The organism is Arthrobacter sp. alpha11c (genome assembly GCF_054149985.1).
Genome location: NZ_CP196747.1, coordinates 1,361,585 through 1,379,803, shown reverse-complemented (window position 1 = coordinate 1,379,803; position 18,219 = coordinate 1,361,585). Strand labels below are relative to the sequence as shown.

Genomic DNA, 18,219 nt, shown 5'->3' with positions numbered 1-18,219 from the left:
ACCGGCAGGGCCAGTCTCGGCCGGGCTAGAGCTGCTTGAACAGCCCGTTAGAGCGGTTGCAGTCAAAATGGCAACGGCTGCCGCCGCGCATGTGTACCAACGTGGTGCCATTGAAACTCCTACTATCTATGTCCCCTATGGGATTGGTGAGTTATTCGTGTAGCAGCGCTTGCCCGGATCTGGTGCCTGGCGGCCCCTAATCAGCCGTTCGATAGCATCTGGGTCGTGGTTTCGCTTCGTGGCCACCCGGTCGGCGGTCAGGTTCTGGCCGCCGGGGCGGTCCCAGAGGTTGGGAGCCGGAACGAGTTGAGATCCAAAACCTGTCTCTCATTAAGACGAGTATGAAGCTGTCGACCGCTACAAGGTACTGACTTCATCACGGCCATTAATTGTGAGATGAATCTCGTAATTGGGAAAACTATCTCACTCCGGGAATGCCTTGTCAATGCCTTTAGGCCGCTTCGAGGTTGTGATTGCTAGCGTCAGACGCCCTGGGCTTGTTTCACGAAAAAGGAACCCCGCTCGCGACGTGGCCTATCGCCACGCCGCGCCTGGCGAACAGCAATATTGGCCGCGGAAACGACGGCAAGGAGTCGGCCGAGGCCCTCCCGCAGCAATGACGGCTCTCCTCAAGTCCGCGTCTCTGCGGTCTCAATCTCTCGGTTATGGACGAGGGCCCCGAAGGGTCTTCGGGCCTCGCAACGTCCGTGTGCGAGTCCCTGAAAGCGCGCAGCCTCGAAGCCCGGCCCTGGCACCAGCCCTGGAAGTGAACTCATGCTGGACTTTGCTGTGGAAATATTGTACTAATTGGTAAACTATTCCTACTTTCCGCACCCACACTATCGATCTGCGACTCAGCAGGAATCAGGATGACGACATGACTTCCGAGAAGACCTTTGTCAACTACGGCTCGAACAGCTCAGACTCTGCCCAGCGCATGCTCTCGGCCTCCCGGCGACCGGCGTCCTTGGGATCGACACCTGCTGGCGCCATTGCCTTGTCGATGGGAGAGCCTGACGCAGGGACACCAAGTCCCATCGTTGAGGCAGCGGTTAGGGCCTTGCGTAACGGCAGGACACGCTACACAAATCTCAGTGGAGCCCCCGAACTCCGCCGCTCCCTGGCTGAAAGGCTGACAGTTAGGTCCGGTCAGAATGTCTCGCCGGAGCAGATTGTGGTCACCCATGGAGGAAGCGCGGGCCTGGCAGCTTCGATACTTGCCCTGATCAACCCGGGAGATCAGGTTTTGATTCCGGAACCTACGTACTCGTTGTATGCGGACCATCTGGCCATGGTCGGTGCCGAGGCAATCTGGGTTTCCAACCGTGCCGACGGAACGCTGGATCTTGAACGGCTGGCCCGCGAAGCGGCTGATACGCGCATGATTATTCTGTGCAATCCAGGTAACCCAACAGGCCGGGTCTACAGCATGGCGGAACTGCGGGAACTGGCAGTAATTTTGGAGGCACATCCTCATCTTCTGCTTCTTTCCGATGAGGCCTATGCCGACATCGTCTTTGACGGCATGAAGTTCCTATCTGCCTTGGAACTCCCTGCCGTTGCAGATCAGGTCATCTGCTGCAGCACATTCTCCAAAACCTACGCCATGACAGGATGGCGGCTGGGCTACGTAGTCGCTTCACGCAGACTGTCGGAGAAGATCAATCTTCTCCACCGAACAATTAACGGTTCCATCAATACCTTCGTGCAGGACGCCGCCCTCATCGCTTTGGAAACACCTGCTGAACACCTCCGCGCAATGGCTGAGTCATACCAGGCACGCCGCGACATAGTCGTCGCCAAGCTTTCCGGTATCCCGGGACTCAGCATGCTCCCGCCCCAAGGTGCGTTCTATGCCTTCGTCAAAATCGATTCAGTTCTCACCTCCGATGAAATGACCGCCCGATTCGCAGCGGCCGGAGTAATCGTCCGTTCCGGCAGCGAGTTCGGGCCATCCGGGGAAGGACACGTTCGCCTCTCATTCGCCACCGACCCTGAAAACCTTGAACTCGGCTTGGACCGGTTCGTGGACGCCGCGCGGAACTTCATGTGAGAGGAACTGCCCGGCTTTCAACCTCCCACCACCAAACCTGTACGGCCCTACGGACCGTACTGGGAAGTCCACGAAGTTCAACGCAACTTGTCGATGGAGGGGGTTGGCTGGGGCGGAAGTCCGTACGGGAAACGCTTGCCGCTATTTCTTGCGCTGGACAAGCTCCCGGAGGCCTGCATCATTAGCATTGCTGAGGGCTTCCGTGACTTAGGTCCACGGGCACTTGCGGTATTCCGTAGACTTGCGGGAATGAGCACGCCGGCCTACCAGCGTTGCGGTTCTTTAGGAAAATAGTTCCGGAAGAGTTCCCGGGCGCGTTTGCCGCGGTAGGAAAGGTCTCGCTTGCGTCAGAGGCTTAGCGGAGGTTCCCAGAAGCGGGTTTGGGCGCTTCTAGCCGAGGCACGCGACGGCTGGCTGTGGCCTGATTCAAAGGATCGGAATCCAAGGCGCACTCCGGCTTACCGAAGGCCCTGGGCATCGTTACTGAGCAGATCTCCACCCGGTCCTTCACCCATGGCGTTCGCCCATCCTTGGAGAGACCCGGAAAGTGCTTCCAGAAGCTGGTTCGCAATTTGCTCCGGCTCCAACTTCTCCGTTTCACTGAGGTCGAGGATTTCGCGGGGGTCCGAGAGAGCGTTGTTCAGGAACAGTGCCTGCCGAAGCAGCGTGTCCGGCAGGCCGAGATCTTGGAGAAGTCCCCTCAGGGGCTGTTCCCAGATGGCTCGGGAGGCGGCGATGACCGGGTCGCCTCGATCCAGTCGATCGAGGTATCCAAAGCGAGAGCGTAGCTGGACCATGACTTTGCCGTGTTCCAGCACCAAGGTGATCCAACGTGACAGTACGGCGTTGTACAGTTCGCTCCCCGTCAGGGGGCATTCGTGGGCGAATTGGCGGAGTTCCTCAGTCGTGTTGATGGTGTACGCCTCGAGCAGCTCGTCCAGCGACGAGAAATAGCGGTAAGCGGTGGCGGTCCCGATGCCCGCACGAGCCGCAGCGCTTTGCATGGTCACACCGGCTGGATTCTGATCGATCTCTTCACCCACGGCGCGCATGAGACTTTTCATATTTCGACGTGTGTCACTTCGCAACTGACCGCCGCCTTTCCTTCGGTTCTCGGCCGTACCGCCGGCAATTCTCCAGGGAAACGTTCGAGGACGCCCGGTCTAAAGAAACTGTACCCGCGTCACTTCCGCGCAGCGATTCCCCTGGGTCTTCGGCGCCTGGAAACGTGCTGCAGACTAACATGCAGCTTTCTCTTTCATGTCGAGTGCGTGTTGGCTTGCCCAACACGAGGAACCGTGTCAGATCTCAGCCATGACTGGAGAAGCCGGGTCACGACGGGCAGCACCCAAACTGTCATGATCGGCGTAAGTATGGTTGTAGTTACCAAAACCCTTGCAGTTGTCCACAATCCGCTCCACGCGGGGTACAAGGCTTCAACCAGAAGAGCAAAAATCAGGCTGACAGGGAAGAAAGCAAGCCAGACACTCACCGCTTGCTTCCAGCGGGCAGGTCGGGGTGGGGGAGAGGGAAGACCTTTGTCGGACTGAGGGATGGAATCAAACCAACCCTCGATTCCAGTAAGTTTCTCCACGCTCCGTTCCTCGATTAGCCCGACTCCTTGATCAAGCCATCCTTTGCGGGAGCTGGAACTCTCCCACTCGCTGAGGCAGGAGGAGTCTGCAAACCGGTAAAGCATGTACCACTCGTCGCCGCGGGTTGAAGACCGGATCCATCCGGATCCAAGGAAGCCTGGCCAGCGGCTGGCCAGATTTACCCCAGACTGAATCCAAGCCGTCACGTCATCGGCGCGTAAAGGGTCTACTTTTCTCGTGACAGACACAGTCACCGAAGAAGATTGAACGTCTTTAGTTGAAGCCATGTTCCTCCATCCACCGGGACTCTCTTGTGTGGTGCACTCGTGCTTTGCCTCCCATGCGGACCATGGAGTAGGCGTGGGACCAGATACCGACATGAACGCTGGCCCGAGCATTGGCTTGGGCTACGGATGCTCTCTCAAGGATCTTGAGAATCAAGCGGTAATTACATCTCAAGTAAGACTATGTTATCTTTAGAAAAATGGCTACCGGATCGAGATTCACGGCCTTCTCGGTAGTACTCTCGCCGTAGGAAGCAAAATGACCCTTGAATGTAGCCTTCTGCTCAGTTGACGGGCGGGAATGGGAAGCCTCCGCTCTGGAAGCGGTACCATATTCGCGTTCCATCTGGTTGCGTTCCGGCCTCGTCTGCATCGGTTGCGGAGTGGCGGCACGATTTCAACCGGCGCGCAAATCGCGCGCCGCGACGTTTCTCGCCGACCACAATCCTGAATGCCCTGCTGTAGCCCCTACTCAGAGCGCGTTTCGATTTTTGCAGTAGAAGAGATGCGCTCACAAATGATGCACGCGTAGTTCAGTGGCAGGTTGAGTTCTTGGGCGCTTACAGCCGGTGATACAGCGGTGACTTATCCCAGGAGCTTACGGAGAAACAGCAACTGCCTTATCCAGTGGTGTTCCTGACCCCCTTCATGGTTGTTAAACCTGTACACCTCAATCTCCTTCGTTGGGCCGGCGCTGGACTCATCCGGAGTGGCTGAGCCGTAGTAATTGAAGCTGGCAAAGACAGTGGACGGCGGGCAGATATCGTCAGTTTGCGCTGCCGAATAGAGCGCCGGCGCCATTGCCCACCGTCCAAGGTTGACACCGTCGAAATAGCGGAGGACTTCAAGTACGGGCTCATACCGGTCCCGGTGGCGGGCCAGGAAGGCAGCGATTTCCGGGTATGGACCACGCGGAGTGATGTCAATGGCTCGAGGAAAATCCTGCAAGAACGGGACGTCGGGCAACGCGGCCACGACGCCGTTGAGCCGGCCGGACACGAGCCCGGCGACGGCCACAACTATGCCGCCTCCTTGGCTGAGGCCGGCAAGGATCACCCGTGCTGGGTCCACCTCTGGGTGGGATTGCGCTGCCTCCACTGCCCGGAAGGCATCCGTATACACCCGCCGGTAGTAGTAGTCTGCGCGGCTGCCCACGCCCCGGGTCATGAGACCGGCATAGCCCACACTGCCGGCGGACGGATGGGGATCGGCCGTGTCACCGAGAGCAAAGCCGTAGCCCTGGCCGCGGGTATCCATGATGAAATGCGCATACCCCGCCTGGGCCCACCTTGTTTCCTGGTTCACCAGACCCCGCCCGCCGGAGTAGCCGACATACTGGATCACGACAGGCAGCCTGGAACCTGGCTCCCTGGTGGCGGGCAGATGCAGCCAGCCCTTGATGGCGTCCCCGCCGAATCCTGCAAACGTCACGTCAAAACTGTCCATGACGGAAAGGTAGTTCTCCACCGGCTTAAACCGGGCGTCCAAAGGGTAAGTTCTGGCGTCCCTGATCGTGGCGTCCCAGAATTCGCGAAGGTCTTCCGGCATGGTCACATCGGAGGTGTAGCTGCGTAGCTGGGCCAACGGGAGGTCAAAGAGGGGCATATGCGCCTTTTCTGTTGTTTTTGAAGTTAATGGCCCCCAAAGGGAGGTGGATCTCCCATCTGTCCCGCCGCGGCCACGGAGCCAGGAACCCAGCTCGCCTGCTGGGTCGCTCGACGCGGCCGTGGCTGATGTGTCTGCCTATTTCAGCGGCGATATCGAGAGCTTCGCCGCGTCGATCGAGTTTCTGGTACGACCTCTGGCTAGAACCGCGGGACTAACGGGAACTGTCACAGGATCACTTCTTAAGTAGTTGGCCGATCCGGTAGGGAACGAGTTTCTTCAATAAAAGTGAAGTCATGGTCCGACGGATTCCTGGGCAGTTGCTGATCTCCTGGCCCACCCGAAATAGATCTTCCGCGTGCTGGGCTACTACGCGGAGAAGAAGGTCAGCGTCGCCGGCCATCGCGTGAACCTCTATGACTTCTGGGATTCCATGCAGCGCCTGTACTGCGACATCCAGCGATGACTGTTCGACTTCGGCCGTCACAAGGGCCATCATCGGTAACCCCAGCGCTTCAGGCGTGATCCTGGTGCTGTTAGGGAGAAGGCAATCATCCGTAAGCCTCCGCTCGAGGCGGCTCTGCACCGTGCCCCGAGCCAGTCCCAGTCTTCTGGCGAGAAAAAGCATAGGAACGCGAGGGTCATCATCAAGGGCGAGGAACATGGCCTTGTCAGTGCCATCAAATGCGTGCATACCGCTCCATTAGTGATCAGGCGGACAGTGGGGTAACGACCAATGGCCATCCGGAAACATAGTGTCAGGGGCCCAAGTAGAAGGTGCGAGCTCTGAACGCGGTTAGAAGAATCAGGCCTTATCGCTGCCAGCCGCAGTGGTCGCTGAGCGACCGCGTCCGATCACTATGTCTTATTGCCGCCCCATGCAGCCTGCAGTCTTTGGATTACAGACATCGTGCTGCGCCAGCCGAACGGCGAGACGGTGGAAGGGACCATTCAACGATCTGGCGCGTTTGCGTCGTCTTTCCATTTCAGGGCCGCCCTGGTCATTCGGTAGGACATCTTCCCATCCAGTTGGCGGGGTTCAACCCAGACTTCAACGCCGTCAGCGGCATCAAAGAGAGCTCTGGTGTCCGGCCCGTCAGCCGCCAGCCATATCAATGAGGAGTCAGACATGGCGTCATCGACTCTGCCTGACCTGATCAGATCTCCATTTTTGTAGGTTTCTACGATGGCACCGATGAGCAGATGCCACTGGTCGTGTCGGTAGTTGGTCATTTTCATTTCCACGGATGGCGACGGCGTAATGGGGAAGATTGATGCGGAATCCCAAAGGATCCAGAGCGACGTAGTGCCCTGATCCCTGGTCCGCCTGGGCCAGTTCACTCCCTTGTCACAGGCAGTCCTTCTGGCTTGTACGGAGGAACATGCTTTTGAGGTGAAGGTCGGTTCGTCCACTGATCCGTGGCTGTATTTCCCGTGGCTTTGACGGCGAAGGCAAGCGCCGGGCCCGAACTGCTTTGACGTTGCGAACCGATATGTCGGTCAGCATTCCTGGTTTGAACGAGAGCTCTGCTTTTCATCTTCGGTGTGTTTTTCTATGCGAGGCCAAGAACGCCCATTGGCGGTGTGCTGAAGGGCGGTATTGAATAGTCGGGCGGATCTTTACATCTGCCGTGCTCGAGCTCGGACGCGGTGGTGGGGCTCGGTGGACATGTGCCCAGCCGGACTGGTTGCAGAGGGTGGCGAAGCCGTCCCGGGGGGCCGTTGATTGATGTTCCGTCTTGGTTCTGTTTGCGTTGCCTCCAGGTTCTTACAGCGCAGCGGCAGGGTTTTTGACGGAGTTTCGGATCTTTGCGCGGAGCTCGCGTTCAAAAATGTTGATGTCCCGGAGCTTGTCGAGGACGGCCGCGGAGATGTCGGAAGGGACTACTGCAACTCCGTCACCGTCTGCAGAGACAAGATCGCCCGGATTGACTACGACGCCTCCGCAGGCTATCGGGACATTGACCGCCCCTGGCCCGTACTTGGTTGGACCCGCCGGCGACACGCCTCGGGCCCATACGGGCAGAGCCATCTCCTCAATGTCAGCCCGGTCCCTGATTAGTCCGTCGATGATGACAGCTGCGATGCCTGCAGCTAGGCAGATTTCAGCGAGGAGATCGCCGAATACTGCCCGTGTTGTTCCACCCAAGGCATTGATCACCAGAATATCGCCGGGCTCAGCGTCGTCGAGGGCTCGGTGGATAGCAAGGTTGTCACCTTCACGGGTGAGTACGGTCAGTGCGGGTCCCACGCAACGGCCGCTGGTCCACTGCGCTGCGATTCCGGAGTCCATGAGGTTGAGGCGGTTCATGGCATCGCCGACGTTAGCTGTTGGATATTGCATGAAAGTTCGGACAACCTCCAAGGGGCCGGTGGCCGGGCGCGGACCCACGGTCAAGGAGCTGGTAGGGGCGTCGATAAACATAGATCCCTCTCGTAGACTCATCCCAGTGAAATTATTGTACCAATTGGTAATTACTTCTTATTTTGCACCGTAGTCGAGCTCCAAGCAATAGCTAAAGGCAAGTTGGCTCCGGATCCCATGGGGCCCACGGGTTCCAGCCGGCACATGGCCTCGGATCGGATTTTGCGGCTGAAGCACCAGGCCTTGGAGCTGATAGCCGTGTGCGCCTCTCAGCGGAGAGGCCCTTGCGTCGGAGAAGCCGATTGAATAAGGAATCGCGCGAGGCCCCTCGCGACTCTCAGTTTCTGGCGTTGCCGAACGCCATTTTCGCTCCTCATGGATTTGCCAGGCTGCATTAACTGGCTGATCCCGTTGTCGCTGGAGGACGAGAGGACCAACGATGATTGAAGCAAGTCCCTTGACGCGGAGTACCGAGGTTCCGCGTGTCCGTCCCGACGCATTTTGGCCTCGGGGCACGTAAGCAAGGCTTACTGGGGGTGAGTGGCCCTTTGGTGGGGACGGAGGGAACCGCTGACGGCGGCTGCCACGAGAGTAGTGACCTGACTGGCTGACATTCCGTCGGTCTCATGGAGGTCAAGGATCTCGCGAGGATCCGTAAGCACATTACATAGGAAAAGCGCACGCCGCATCGACACGTCGGCCAGTTCCTGATCGTCTAGCAGGTTGGCCAACGGACGCTCCCAGATCTCTAGTGAGGTCTGGATGACCGGGTCTTGTCGGTCCAGGCGCTCCAAATAGCCCGAACGGGAGCGAAGCCGGACGAGAACTTTCCCATGTTCAAAGACCAGTTCGACCCAACGGGATAGCACGGCTTCGAACAGTCTGCGACCCGATAATGGAGAAGTCGCCGAGAATTCGGCGAGTTCCTCCATGAGCTGATGAAGATAAGCGGAGAGGAGTTGATCTAAAGACGCATAGTAGCGGTAAGCACTAGTGACGGCTACTTCGGCCCTCGCTGCAATGCTTTGCAAAGACAAGGGCCCAGGGTTCTCACTGACCTCTTCGGCCACGGCTCGCAAGAGCCGCTGCTTGTTTCTTCGGGTATCGCTACGCACAAATGGGTCCTTCAAGCGGGGCGGAACGGGCACTACCCATAGCTAAGCTCCGGGGCAGGGCAGCTCCGTCGGGTTTGCTGTCTAGCGGGCCAACCCTCTGGCGCGGCGGCCTGCAATGGAACACCGAAACTCACCATGCTCTCAAAACCCTGTGGAGCTCCCCGGACGAAACTGACTGAACCGTGAAGGACTAATTCATGCCCGTTTATGATTTAGGACCAGTTTAGCAATTGACACTTCAGTTTCAACGACCCTCCCACACCGACGGGTCCGCCCGCCTCCCGGTCCGGAATTGGGGCTGGCGGTTGTCATAGAGGGAACCCGCGGTGTTCAGGACTGTCCGTTCTCTGTGCATAGGGATCGGACACCATGACCAATGTCGTGCGAGACAGAGCGTCCCCTTCAGACACGGTGTTCAGTGCCGCAGAACCGTGTTGTCTCGCGCATGACCGCGTGAGTAGCGTCACAGCTGCAGGGCAAGGCAGCCCCGTGCAGCAGGACCCGCCGCAGATTCAGGTCGCGCTGGGCAGAAGAAAAGGGTGTGAACGTTGCGTACAGATGAGGCAAGCCATTCCGCAGATCAGCAGGACTCCGGATTAAGAGGGGACGGCGGCGTTATTCAGTTGGTTAGTCCTGAAGGTGATCTGGTAGGCGATCTGGACTTTGACCCGTGGGTTGAAGACGTCTCTGACGAGCAGCTGTCTTCGCTGTACGAAGACATGGTTGTCATCCGCAGGATCGACACTGAAGCCACCTACCTCCAGCGGCAAGGAGAACTCGCCTTGTGGCCACCTCTTCTCGGGCAGGAAGCTGCACAGATTGGATCAGCGCGGGCACTGCGCAGCGACGATTTCGTCTTCTCCAGCTACCGGGAGAATGGCGTCGCATACTGCAGGGGAGTTGATTACGGGGACATCGTCCGGGTGTGGCGTGGGAACGCCCACTCGGGGTGGGATCCCTATGAGCTGAATATGGCAACACCCCAGGTCATCATCGGCGCCCAAACCCTGCATGCCACCGGCTACGCCATGGGCATCAAGAACGACGGCGGCACTTCTGTCGCCGTCACCTACTTCGGCGACGGCGCGACAAGCGAGGGTGATGTCAACGAGGCACTGGTGTTCGCTGCCAGTTTCCAAGTGCCTGTGATCTTCTTCTGCCAGAACAACCAGTGGGCCATTTCGGAACCGGTGGGGCTTCAGTCCCAGATTTCCATAGCGTCCCGCGCAAAGGGGTTCGGTATCCCATCACTCCGGGTTGACGGCAACGACGTCCTGGCAGTTATGGCCGCCACACGTCTCGCTCTGCACCGTGCTCGAAACGGCGGCGGTCCGACATTTATCGAGGCAGTCACATATCGAATGGGCCCCCACACCACAGCAGATGACCCAAGCCGCTACCGGGACGCAAACGAACTCGAGATCTGGGCGGCCAAAGACCCTCTTGCCCGTGTGAGAGCACTTTTGGAGAACAAGGGGATTTTCACGCCGGAGCTTGAGGCTTCAGTGGCCGCCAAGACAGACGCCGTCGCCAAGGAAATGCGAGAGGCGTGCATCAACATGCCGGACCCATTACCCATGGACGTTTTTGCCCACGTTTACAGCACGCCGAACACCACATTGGAAACGCAAAAGGAACACTACCTCCGTTACCTCGACACGTTCGCGGGTGAGCGGAGTGAGGGGATAAGCCGATGAGCACCATGACGTTTGGCCGAGCCATCAACGCCGGACTGCGCAAGGCAATGGAGGACGACCCAAAGGTTGTACTCATGGGAGAGGACATCGGCAAACTGGGCGGCGTCTTTCGAGTCACCGACGGTTTGCAGAAAGACTTCGGACCTCATCGGGTCATCGATTCCCCACTTGCGGAAGCCGGAATCGTGGGCAGCGCCGTCGGCCTCGCCTACCGGGGTTACCGACCCGTTGTTGAAATTCAATTTGACGGGTTCATTTACCCAGCATTTGACCAGATCGTGTGCCAGGTAGCGAAGCTGCACTATCGGACGCAGGGCAAAGTCAGGATGCCGATCACCATCCGGGTGCCCTTCGGCGGAGGGATAGGCTCGCCGGAACATCATTCCGAATCCCCGGAGGCCTACTTCACTCATACCTCCGGCCTGCGGGTGGTCAGCGTGTCCAACCCCCAGGACGCCTATACAATGCTTCGGCAGGCCATTGCATCGGAAGACCCGGTACTCTATTTCGAGCCCAAACGCCGGTATCACGTCAAAGGCGAAGTCGAACAAAACATTGACCTTGGAGAAGCATTTCCACTTGGCAGCGCCAGCGTGCGCAACGCCGGCAGCGACGTCACCTTGGTCACGTATGGTCCCCTCGTAAAAACGGCTATGGACGCAGCATTAGCTGCAGCCGACGACGGAATTTCAGTTGAAGTCATAGACCTCCGCTCACTTGCACCGATCGATTTCGCACACGTTGAGGCTTCGGTGCGGAAGACCGGCCGGCTGGTTATTACTCACGAAGCCTCGCGGTCGGGCGGCCTGGGAGCCGAGATCGCCGCGACCATCACCGAACGTTGCTTCAACCACCTTGAGTCAGCGCCGGTCCGGATAACAGGCTTCGACATCCCCTACCCGCCGTCAAAGCTGGAATCACACCACCTGCCCGATCTGGACAGGATTCTTGACGGCGTAGACCGGGCCCTTGACCGACCGAACTCTCTGACTGGACTGGGAGGACGAAAGAGATGACCACAAGGGAATTTAGGCTCCCGGACCTGGGTGAAGGGCTGACCGAATCGGAGATCCTCCACTGGAAGGTCGCCGTCGGCGACGCCGTCGAACTGAATCAGGTGATCGCCGAGGTCGAGACAGCAAAGGCGGTAGTTGAACTCCCTTCGCCCTACGCCGGAATCATCGCCGTACTCCATGAGCAACCGGGCACCGTTGTTCAAGTTGGTACCCCCATCGTGTCATTCACGCTCCCGGGAGATTCTGACGGCGGCCCGCCCTCAGATATCGCCAACGACGGGCCAGCAAAACGGATCCCGACTCTCGTTGGTTACGGGGCCGAAATTGACAGTGCCGGGCGGCCAGCACGCAAACCCCGCAAGGCTTTTCACCCACACTCGAATGCCCAGACCGCTCCTATTACCCCCGAAACTCCAGCTCCGACTTCCTGGAGTTCGGACAGCCCAGCAGATCGACCCCGCTCCACACCGCCGGTCCGCAAGCTCGCACGAGATTTAGGCGTGGATCTGGCATCAATGGTTGGCACCGGGCCACAGGGCCTGATCACCCGGGCTGACATCGATGCCGCGGGCGGGATACGCCGCCCGGCAAGCAGCGGACAGTCAAACGGCCGATATCGAGGCATCTGGGGAAAAGGAACGGGAAACCAGAACGCCCATCAAAGGCGTACGCAAGCACACTGCCTCTGCGATGGTGTCGAGCGCATTTACCGCGCCGCATGTAACTGAGTTCCTGACTATTGATGTCACGACGAGCATGGAGTTGCTTGAGACGTTGAAGTCCAGCCGTGAGTTCGCCGGCTACAAGCTCACACCGTTGACGCTTGTGGCGAAAGCCGTGCTCGTCGCGTTGGGCCGCAATCCCTCGTTGAACTCCCGATGGGACGAAGCTCGCCAGGAGATCGTCCAGTTCAATTACGTCAACCTGGGCATCGCCGCCGCAACACCGCGTGGGCTCACTGTGCCGAACATCAAGGACGCGGACCGCATGGGACTTTTGGAACTCTCCGCCGCCTTGAATCAACTCGCCCAGACGGCCCGGTCAGGCAAGACGGCGCAGGCCGAGCTGTCGGGCGGCACGATCTCCATCACAAACATAGGCGTCTTCGGCATCGACGCCGGGACACCCATTCTGAACCCCGGAGAGGCGGCTATTTTGGCTATCGGCTCCGTCAGGCGCCGACCGTGGGAGCACGCCGGCGCTGTCGCAATTCGGAGTGTCATGACCCTCAGCCTCTCCTTTGACCACCGGCTGGTTGATGGCGAACAGGGCTCACGATTCCTTTCCGACGTCGGGGCCATCATGTCCAATCCGGCAGTGCTCATCACGATGGTTTAGCCCGCCCCGTTCTGAACTGCCGCCGCCACTGATTGCGCTGGATCTCGCGACCATCTCCGCACCTGCTACTCACAGGGCAGGAACACCCATGCACGTTGAAATGGAAAGCCTATGCACACGATAAAGAGCCTGGTGGACACTACCAGCGAGGTCTTTGAAGCCAACAACATCGCCCAACGGGTGCTGGCAGGAGAGCTTCAAAAACGTCTGGCCCAAACGGCGTTGGGTGGACCGGAGAAGTCGCGTGAACGCCACGTAGGCCGGGGCAAGCTGTTGCCGCGTGAGCGGATCGACCAGTTGCTGGATGAGGGCAGTCCGTTCCTGGAGATCGCTGCGCTGGCAGCCAACGGTATGTATGGCGGTGATTGTCCGGGTGCGGGAGTGATTGCCGGCATCGGCCTGATCCATGGCCGGCATGTGCTGGTGATCTCCAATGACGCCACGGTCAAGGGCGGCACCTACTATCCCATGACGATCAAGAAGCACCTTCGCGCCCAAGAGATCGCCCTGGAGAACCGGTTGCCCTGCATCTACCTGGTGGACTCGGGCGGGGCGTTTTTGCCGAAGCAGGATGAGGTCTTTCCGGATAAAGAGCATTTCGGGCGGATCTTCTTTAACCAGGCGCGGTTGTCGGCAGCGAAGGTCCCTCAGATCGCGTCCGTGATGGGCTCGTGCACCGCCGGCGGCGCCTACGTCCCGGCGATGAGTGATGAGACGGTGATCGTCCGGAACCAGGGAACCATCTTCCTGGGCGGTCCGCCGCTGGTGAAGGCTGCGATCGGCGAAGTAGTCACCGCGGAGGAACTCGGTGGCGGCGAAGTCCACTCGAGGATTTCCGGCGTCACGGACCACTTGGCCGAAAACGATGAGCACGCCCTGCAGATCATCCGCGACATTGTGGCCACCCTGCCCGGGCCGGAGGCCCCCGCCTGGGATGTGGAAACCGCCGTCGAACCCGTGGCCGATCCCGCCGGGCTGTACGGGGCCGTCCCTACGGATGTAAACGCGCAGTATGACGTGCGTGAGGTGATTGCCCGGCTGGTAGATGGCAGCAGGTTCCACGAGTTCAAGAAGGAGTACGGGACAACCCTGGTGACGGGCTTTGCGAGACTGCACGGACATCCGGTGGGGATTGTGGCCAATAACGGGGTGCTTTTCAGTGAGTCTTCGTTGAAGGGCGCGCATTTCATTGAGCTGTGTGACCAGCGCGGGATCCCGTTGGTCTTTTTGCAGAACATCTCCGGTTTTATGGTGGGGCGGGATTCGGAGCAGGGCGGGATCGCCAAGAACGGCGCAAAGATGGTCACGGCGGTCGCGACGGCGCGGGTGCCGAAGCTGACCGTGGTCATTGGCGGGTCCTTTGGTGCAGGAAACTACTCCATGTGCGGCCGGGCCTACTCACCGCGCTTCCTCTGGATGTGGCCTGCCAGCCGGATTTCGGTCATGGGCGGCAACCAGGCCTCCAGTGTGCTGGCCACTGTCAAGCGGGACCAGTACGAAGCCGCAGGCGAGGAATGGTCCGCCGCGGACGAGGAAGCGTTCAAGGCCCCGATCCGGCAGCAGTACGAGGACCAGGGCAGCCCGTACTACTCCACCGCCCGCCTCTGGGACGACGGTGTGATTGACCCGGCAGATACCCGTACCGTGCTGGGGCTGGCGCTCGACGTCGTCTCCCGCACCCCGCTGCCGGAAACCTCCTTCGGCCTCTTCAGGATGTGAGCCCAGCAATGACTGAAGCACCCCAACTGACTCAGCCGACCGTGAAGCCGGCACTGTTCGGTACCGTACTGGTAGCGAACCGGGGCGAGATCGCCTGCCGGGTGATCCGGACCCTGCGTGCCCTGGGCATCCGGTCGGTCGCCGTGTACAGCGATGCCGACGCCGATGCCCGGCACGTACGCGAAGCCGACGCGGCCATCCGGATCGGTCCCGCCGCGGCGGCAGAGAGCTACCTGAAGATCGAGGCGATCATCCGGGCGTGCCTGGAGACCGGCGCCCAGGCTGTCCACCCCGGCTACGGGTTCCTGAGTGAGAACGTCGGCTTCGCGCGTGCCCTCGAAGCCGCGGGAATCGCTTTCATTGGCCCGGGGGTGGAGTCCCTGAACGTTATGGGTGACAAGATCCGTTCCAAAAACCACGTGGCCGGCTACGGAGTCCCCGTCGTGCCGGGCATCGCCGAGCCGGGCATGACCGACGCCGAACTGGTCGAGGCCGCGGACGCCGTCGGGTTCCCGCTCCTGATCAAACCCTCCGCCGGCGGCGGAGGGAAAGGGATGCACATCGTGGAACGTCCCTTGGACCTGGCAGCCACCCTGGTCACCGCACGGCGGGTCGCCTCCAGCGCGTTCGGGGACGACACGCTGTTCCTGGAGCGGCTGATCCGCACGCCGCGGCACATCGAGGTCCAGGTCCTTGCGGACAACCACGGCAACGTCATCCATCTGGGCGAGCGTGAGTGTTCCCTGCAGCGCCGGCACCAAAAGGTCATCGAGGAGGCACCCTCTCCGCTACTGGAATCCCTTCCCGACGGCGACGCGGTGCGGGAACGGATCGGCAAAGCCGCGTGCCAGGCAGCCCGCAGCGTCCACTACAGCGGCGCGGGAACCGTGGAATTCCTCGTCTCCGACGACGCCCCCGACGAGTTCTTCTTTATGGAAATGAACACCCGCCTCCAGGTCGAACACCCCGTCACCGAAATGGTCACCGGCGTCGACCTCGTCGAATGGCAGGTCCGGATCGCCGCCGGTGAGGTACTCACCGTGGCCCAGGCCGACGTCGAACTAACCGGCCACGCTGTCGAAGCACGCGTCTACGCCGAAACCCCCGAAAAGAACTTCCTTCCCGCCACCGGTACGGTCCTGCTGCTTGACGAAAAACCTACTGGAGAGGCAGGCAAACGCGTCCGCGTGGACTCTGCGCTGCTGCAAGGACTCGAAATTTCCTCCAACTACGATCCCATGGTGTCAAAGGTCATCGCCTGGGGCGAGGACCGCAAAGCGGCGATCCAAACCTTGAATGAGGCCTTAGCGGATTACACCTTGCTGGGCGTAGACACCAACGTCGAATACCTGAGACTGCTGATGAATGACCACGACGTCTACGCAGGGCGCCTCGACACAGGTCTGATCGAACGGAAAATGCCCGGTTTCACCTTCAGGCTCGTCGACGACGCTGAGTTGGCGGCCGCTGCCGTCTACATCTGGGCTTTCACCCAAGCAGTTTCCGGATCGGAACGGGACAGGAACAGTGCGTGGGGCAAAACTGACGGCTGGAGGCTGGGCAGACAGGCGCCATGGCGGGTGACCATGAAGACACCCTCCGGCGAATTAGCATCCGTACAGATAACCGGTATCCGGCCGTCGGCTTCGGTCCTGGTGCGCGTCAACGATGGCCCCGAACGGACGGCCTCGTTGGCGGCACTGGCAGATGCCAGGCTTCAGCTCACCCTGGATGGCGACGCCTCCATCTACGCGATGGTTCCCGGATCCGGTCCCGGCGAGCCCCAAAGTACCTCATCGGGCAGGGCCCGCTCCTGGGAAACAAGCTCAGCGCTTCCTGGCGAAATGTTCCTTGGTAACGGGGGGTGGGGATGCCGTTTGGAGATCCTCAGCCGGGAATCTCGGCTCGCATACGTGCTTGCCGCCATTGAGAGGGACGAAGGCAGAGCAGATCCGCAGGTCCGCGCGCCCATGCCCGGAACTGTGGTTTCGGTAGCCGTCAGCAACGGAGCAATCGTCGCCGAAGGCCAGCTGCTGCTGGCCGTCGAAGCCATGAAGATGGAGCACCAACTCCTGGCACCGCTGGCTGGCACCGTCCACCTCACGATCCGCACCGGTGACCTCGTAAAAGCCGAGGAAGTGGTGGCAACAATTCATCCCCACGATTCCGTTCCGGCCGAGGACCAACCATCGCATCTGCCAGCGAACCAGACACAAAGAACAGATCCCAATAATGAAATGGAGCAACACCATGGCTGATTTTGACCTCAGCGAGGAGTACCAGGAACTCAGCAAGACAGTCCGAGAGTTCGCGGACGAGGTCGTTGCCCCGGCCGCCGCCAAGCACGATGAGGAACACAGCTTCCCCTACGAAGTGGTGTCCCAGATGGCCGAGATGGGCCTCTTCGGGTTGCCGTTCCCGGAGGAGTTCGGCGGAATGGGTGGGGATTACTTTGCGCTGGCACTGGCGTTGGAGCAGTTGGCCCGGGTGGACCAGTCGGTGGCCATCACCCTGGAGGCCGGGGTCTCCCTTGGCGCCATGCCGGTCTACCGCTTCGGTACTGACGCCCAGAAGGAGGAATGGTTACCACTGCTGGCCTCGGGGCAGGCCCTCGCCGGCTTCGGGCTGACGGAACCGGAAGCCGGGTCCGACGCGGGCGGCACCAAGACCCACGCACGGCGTGAGGCGGGGAACTGGGTGATTAACGGGAACAAGGAGTTCATCACCAATTCCGGGACGGACATCACCCGGCTGGTGACCGTCACGGCGGTGACGGGCCAGAAGGAGCGCAAGGACGGGAGCGTCAAGAAGGAGATCTCCACCATCCTGGTGCCCACGGACACGCCGGGATTCAAAGCCGAGAAGGCGTACAACAAGGTGGGCTGGAACGCCTCGGACACCCACCCGCTGACCCTGAAGGATGTCCGCGTCCCGGAGGAGAACCTCCTCGGTGAGGAGGGCCGCGGCTACGCGAACTTCCTATCCATCCTGGACGAGGGCCGAATCGCGATCGCTGCGCTGGCCACGGGGGCGGCGCAGGGCTGCGTTGACCTGTCGGTCAAATATGCCAAGGAACGCAGTGCTTTTGGGCACCATATCGGCAAGTACCAGGCCATCTCTTTCAAGATCGCCCGGATGCAGGCCAGGGCCCACACGGCCCGGCTGGCGTACTACGACGCGGCCGCCAGGATGCTGGCCGGTAAGCCGTTCAAGACGGAGGCGGCCATCGCCAAGATGGTCGCAGGCGAGGCAGCCATGGACAACGCGCGGGATGCCACCCAGGTATACGGCGGCTATGGCTTCATCAACGAATTCACCGTGGCACGCCACTATCGCGACTCCAAGATCCTTGAAGTGGGGGAAGGCACCACGGAAGTCCAGCTGATGCTGATCGCCCGCGAACTCGGCTTGTAGCTGAGAGTAGCCACACTC

At 60.2% G+C, this 18,219-nt stretch carries 13 protein-coding genes and 1 pseudogene; 7 read left to right on the top strand and 7 right to left on the bottom strand.

Features of this window, described 5'->3' with window-relative positions; translation table 11 throughout:
* Positions 1-877 precede the first annotated feature (877 nt).
* Positions 878-2,053, top strand: a complete 1,176-nt coding sequence (locus tag ACTAQJ_RS06305; RefSeq protein WP_498701467.1) for a pyridoxal phosphate-dependent aminotransferase — start codon at positions 878-880, stop codon at positions 2,051-2,053.
* Between the two features lie 458 nt (positions 2,054-2,511).
* Here the strand turns inward: ACTAQJ_RS06305 and ACTAQJ_RS06300 are convergent, their stop codons facing one another.
* The 7 genes from ACTAQJ_RS06300 to ACTAQJ_RS06270 all read right to left on the bottom strand — a co-directional run bounded on the left by ACTAQJ_RS06300 (position 2,512) and on the right by ACTAQJ_RS06270 (position 9,017).
* Entirely contained in the window at positions 2,512-3,117 is a 606-nt protein-coding gene (locus tag ACTAQJ_RS06300) for a TetR/AcrR family transcriptional regulator (RefSeq protein WP_477516789.1), read from the bottom strand.
* Positions 3,118-3,311: 194 nt separating this feature from the next.
* On the bottom strand, positions 3,312-3,752 hold the full coding sequence (locus tag ACTAQJ_RS06295) for an antibiotic biosynthesis monooxygenase (RefSeq protein WP_498702157.1): 441 nt from the start codon (positions 3,750-3,752) through the stop codon (positions 3,312-3,314).
* A gap of 765 nt (positions 3,753-4,517) precedes the next feature.
* Positions 4,518-5,537, bottom strand: a complete 1,020-nt coding sequence (locus ACTAQJ_RS06290; RefSeq protein WP_498701466.1) for an acetylxylan esterase — start codon at positions 5,535-5,537, stop codon at positions 4,518-4,520.
* 235 nt (positions 5,538-5,772) lie between these two features.
* On the bottom strand, positions 5,773-6,231 hold the full coding sequence (locus ACTAQJ_RS06285) for an Lrp/AsnC family transcriptional regulator (protein WP_498701465.1): 459 nt from the start codon (positions 6,229-6,231) through the stop codon (positions 5,773-5,775).
* Between the two features lie 257 nt (positions 6,232-6,488).
* Positions 6,489-6,770: a hypothetical protein gene (locus ACTAQJ_RS06280; protein ID WP_442017889.1), complete on the bottom strand. Its 282-nt coding sequence runs from the start codon at positions 6,768-6,770 to the stop codon at positions 6,489-6,491.
* Between the two features lie 535 nt (positions 6,771-7,305).
* On the bottom strand, positions 7,306-7,881 hold the full coding sequence (locus tag ACTAQJ_RS06275; RefSeq protein ID WP_477516785.1) for an RraA family protein: 576 nt from the start codon (positions 7,879-7,881) through the stop codon (positions 7,306-7,308).
* Positions 7,882-8,429: 548 nt separating this feature from the next.
* Positions 8,430-9,017 carry a TetR/AcrR family transcriptional regulator gene (locus ACTAQJ_RS06270; RefSeq protein WP_442017891.1) on the bottom strand — a complete coding sequence of 196 codons (588 nt, stop codon included), beginning with the start codon at positions 9,015-9,017 and terminating at the stop codon, positions 8,430-8,432.
* A gap of 548 nt (positions 9,018-9,565) precedes the next feature.
* On the opposite strand from ACTAQJ_RS06270, the gene pdhA reads away from it, so the two are divergent.
* The 6 genes and pseudogenes from pdhA (at position 9,566) to ACTAQJ_RS06240 (ending at position 18,201) form a co-directional block, all read left to right on the top strand.
* Positions 9,566-10,714, top strand: a complete 1,149-nt coding sequence (gene pdhA / locus ACTAQJ_RS06265) for a pyruvate dehydrogenase (acetyl-transferring) E1 component subunit alpha (RefSeq protein WP_442017892.1) — start codon at positions 9,566-9,568, stop codon at positions 10,712-10,714.
* Positions 10,711-11,730, top strand: a complete 1,020-nt coding sequence (locus ACTAQJ_RS06260; protein ID WP_442017893.1) for an alpha-ketoacid dehydrogenase subunit beta — start codon at positions 10,711-10,713, stop codon at positions 11,728-11,730. The genes pdhA and ACTAQJ_RS06260 overlap by 4 nt, the downstream gene beginning before the upstream one ends.
* A pseudogene (locus ACTAQJ_RS06255) lies at positions 11,727-13,068 on the top strand (dihydrolipoamide acetyltransferase family protein). The gene ACTAQJ_RS06260 and the pseudogene ACTAQJ_RS06255 overlap by 4 nt, the downstream one beginning before the upstream one ends.
* A gap of 111 nt (positions 13,069-13,179) precedes the next feature.
* A complete protein-coding gene (locus tag ACTAQJ_RS06250) occupies positions 13,180-14,787 on the top strand; it encodes a carboxyl transferase domain-containing protein (RefSeq protein WP_442017895.1) in 1,608 nt (535 codons plus the stop codon).
* An 8-nt stretch (positions 14,788-14,795) separates the two neighbouring features.
* Positions 14,796-17,045, top strand: coding sequence for an acetyl/propionyl/methylcrotonyl-CoA carboxylase subunit alpha (locus tag ACTAQJ_RS06245; RefSeq protein WP_498701464.1), 2,250 nt, complete (start codon positions 14,796-14,798; stop codon positions 17,043-17,045).
* Positions 17,038-18,201 (top strand): acyl-CoA dehydrogenase family protein, encoded by a 1,164-nt coding sequence (locus tag ACTAQJ_RS06240; RefSeq protein WP_498701463.1) that lies wholly within the window; start codon positions 17,038-17,040, stop codon positions 18,199-18,201. Before ACTAQJ_RS06245 ends, ACTAQJ_RS06240 begins: the two co-directional genes overlap by 8 nt.
* Positions 18,202-18,219 lie beyond the last annotated feature (18 nt).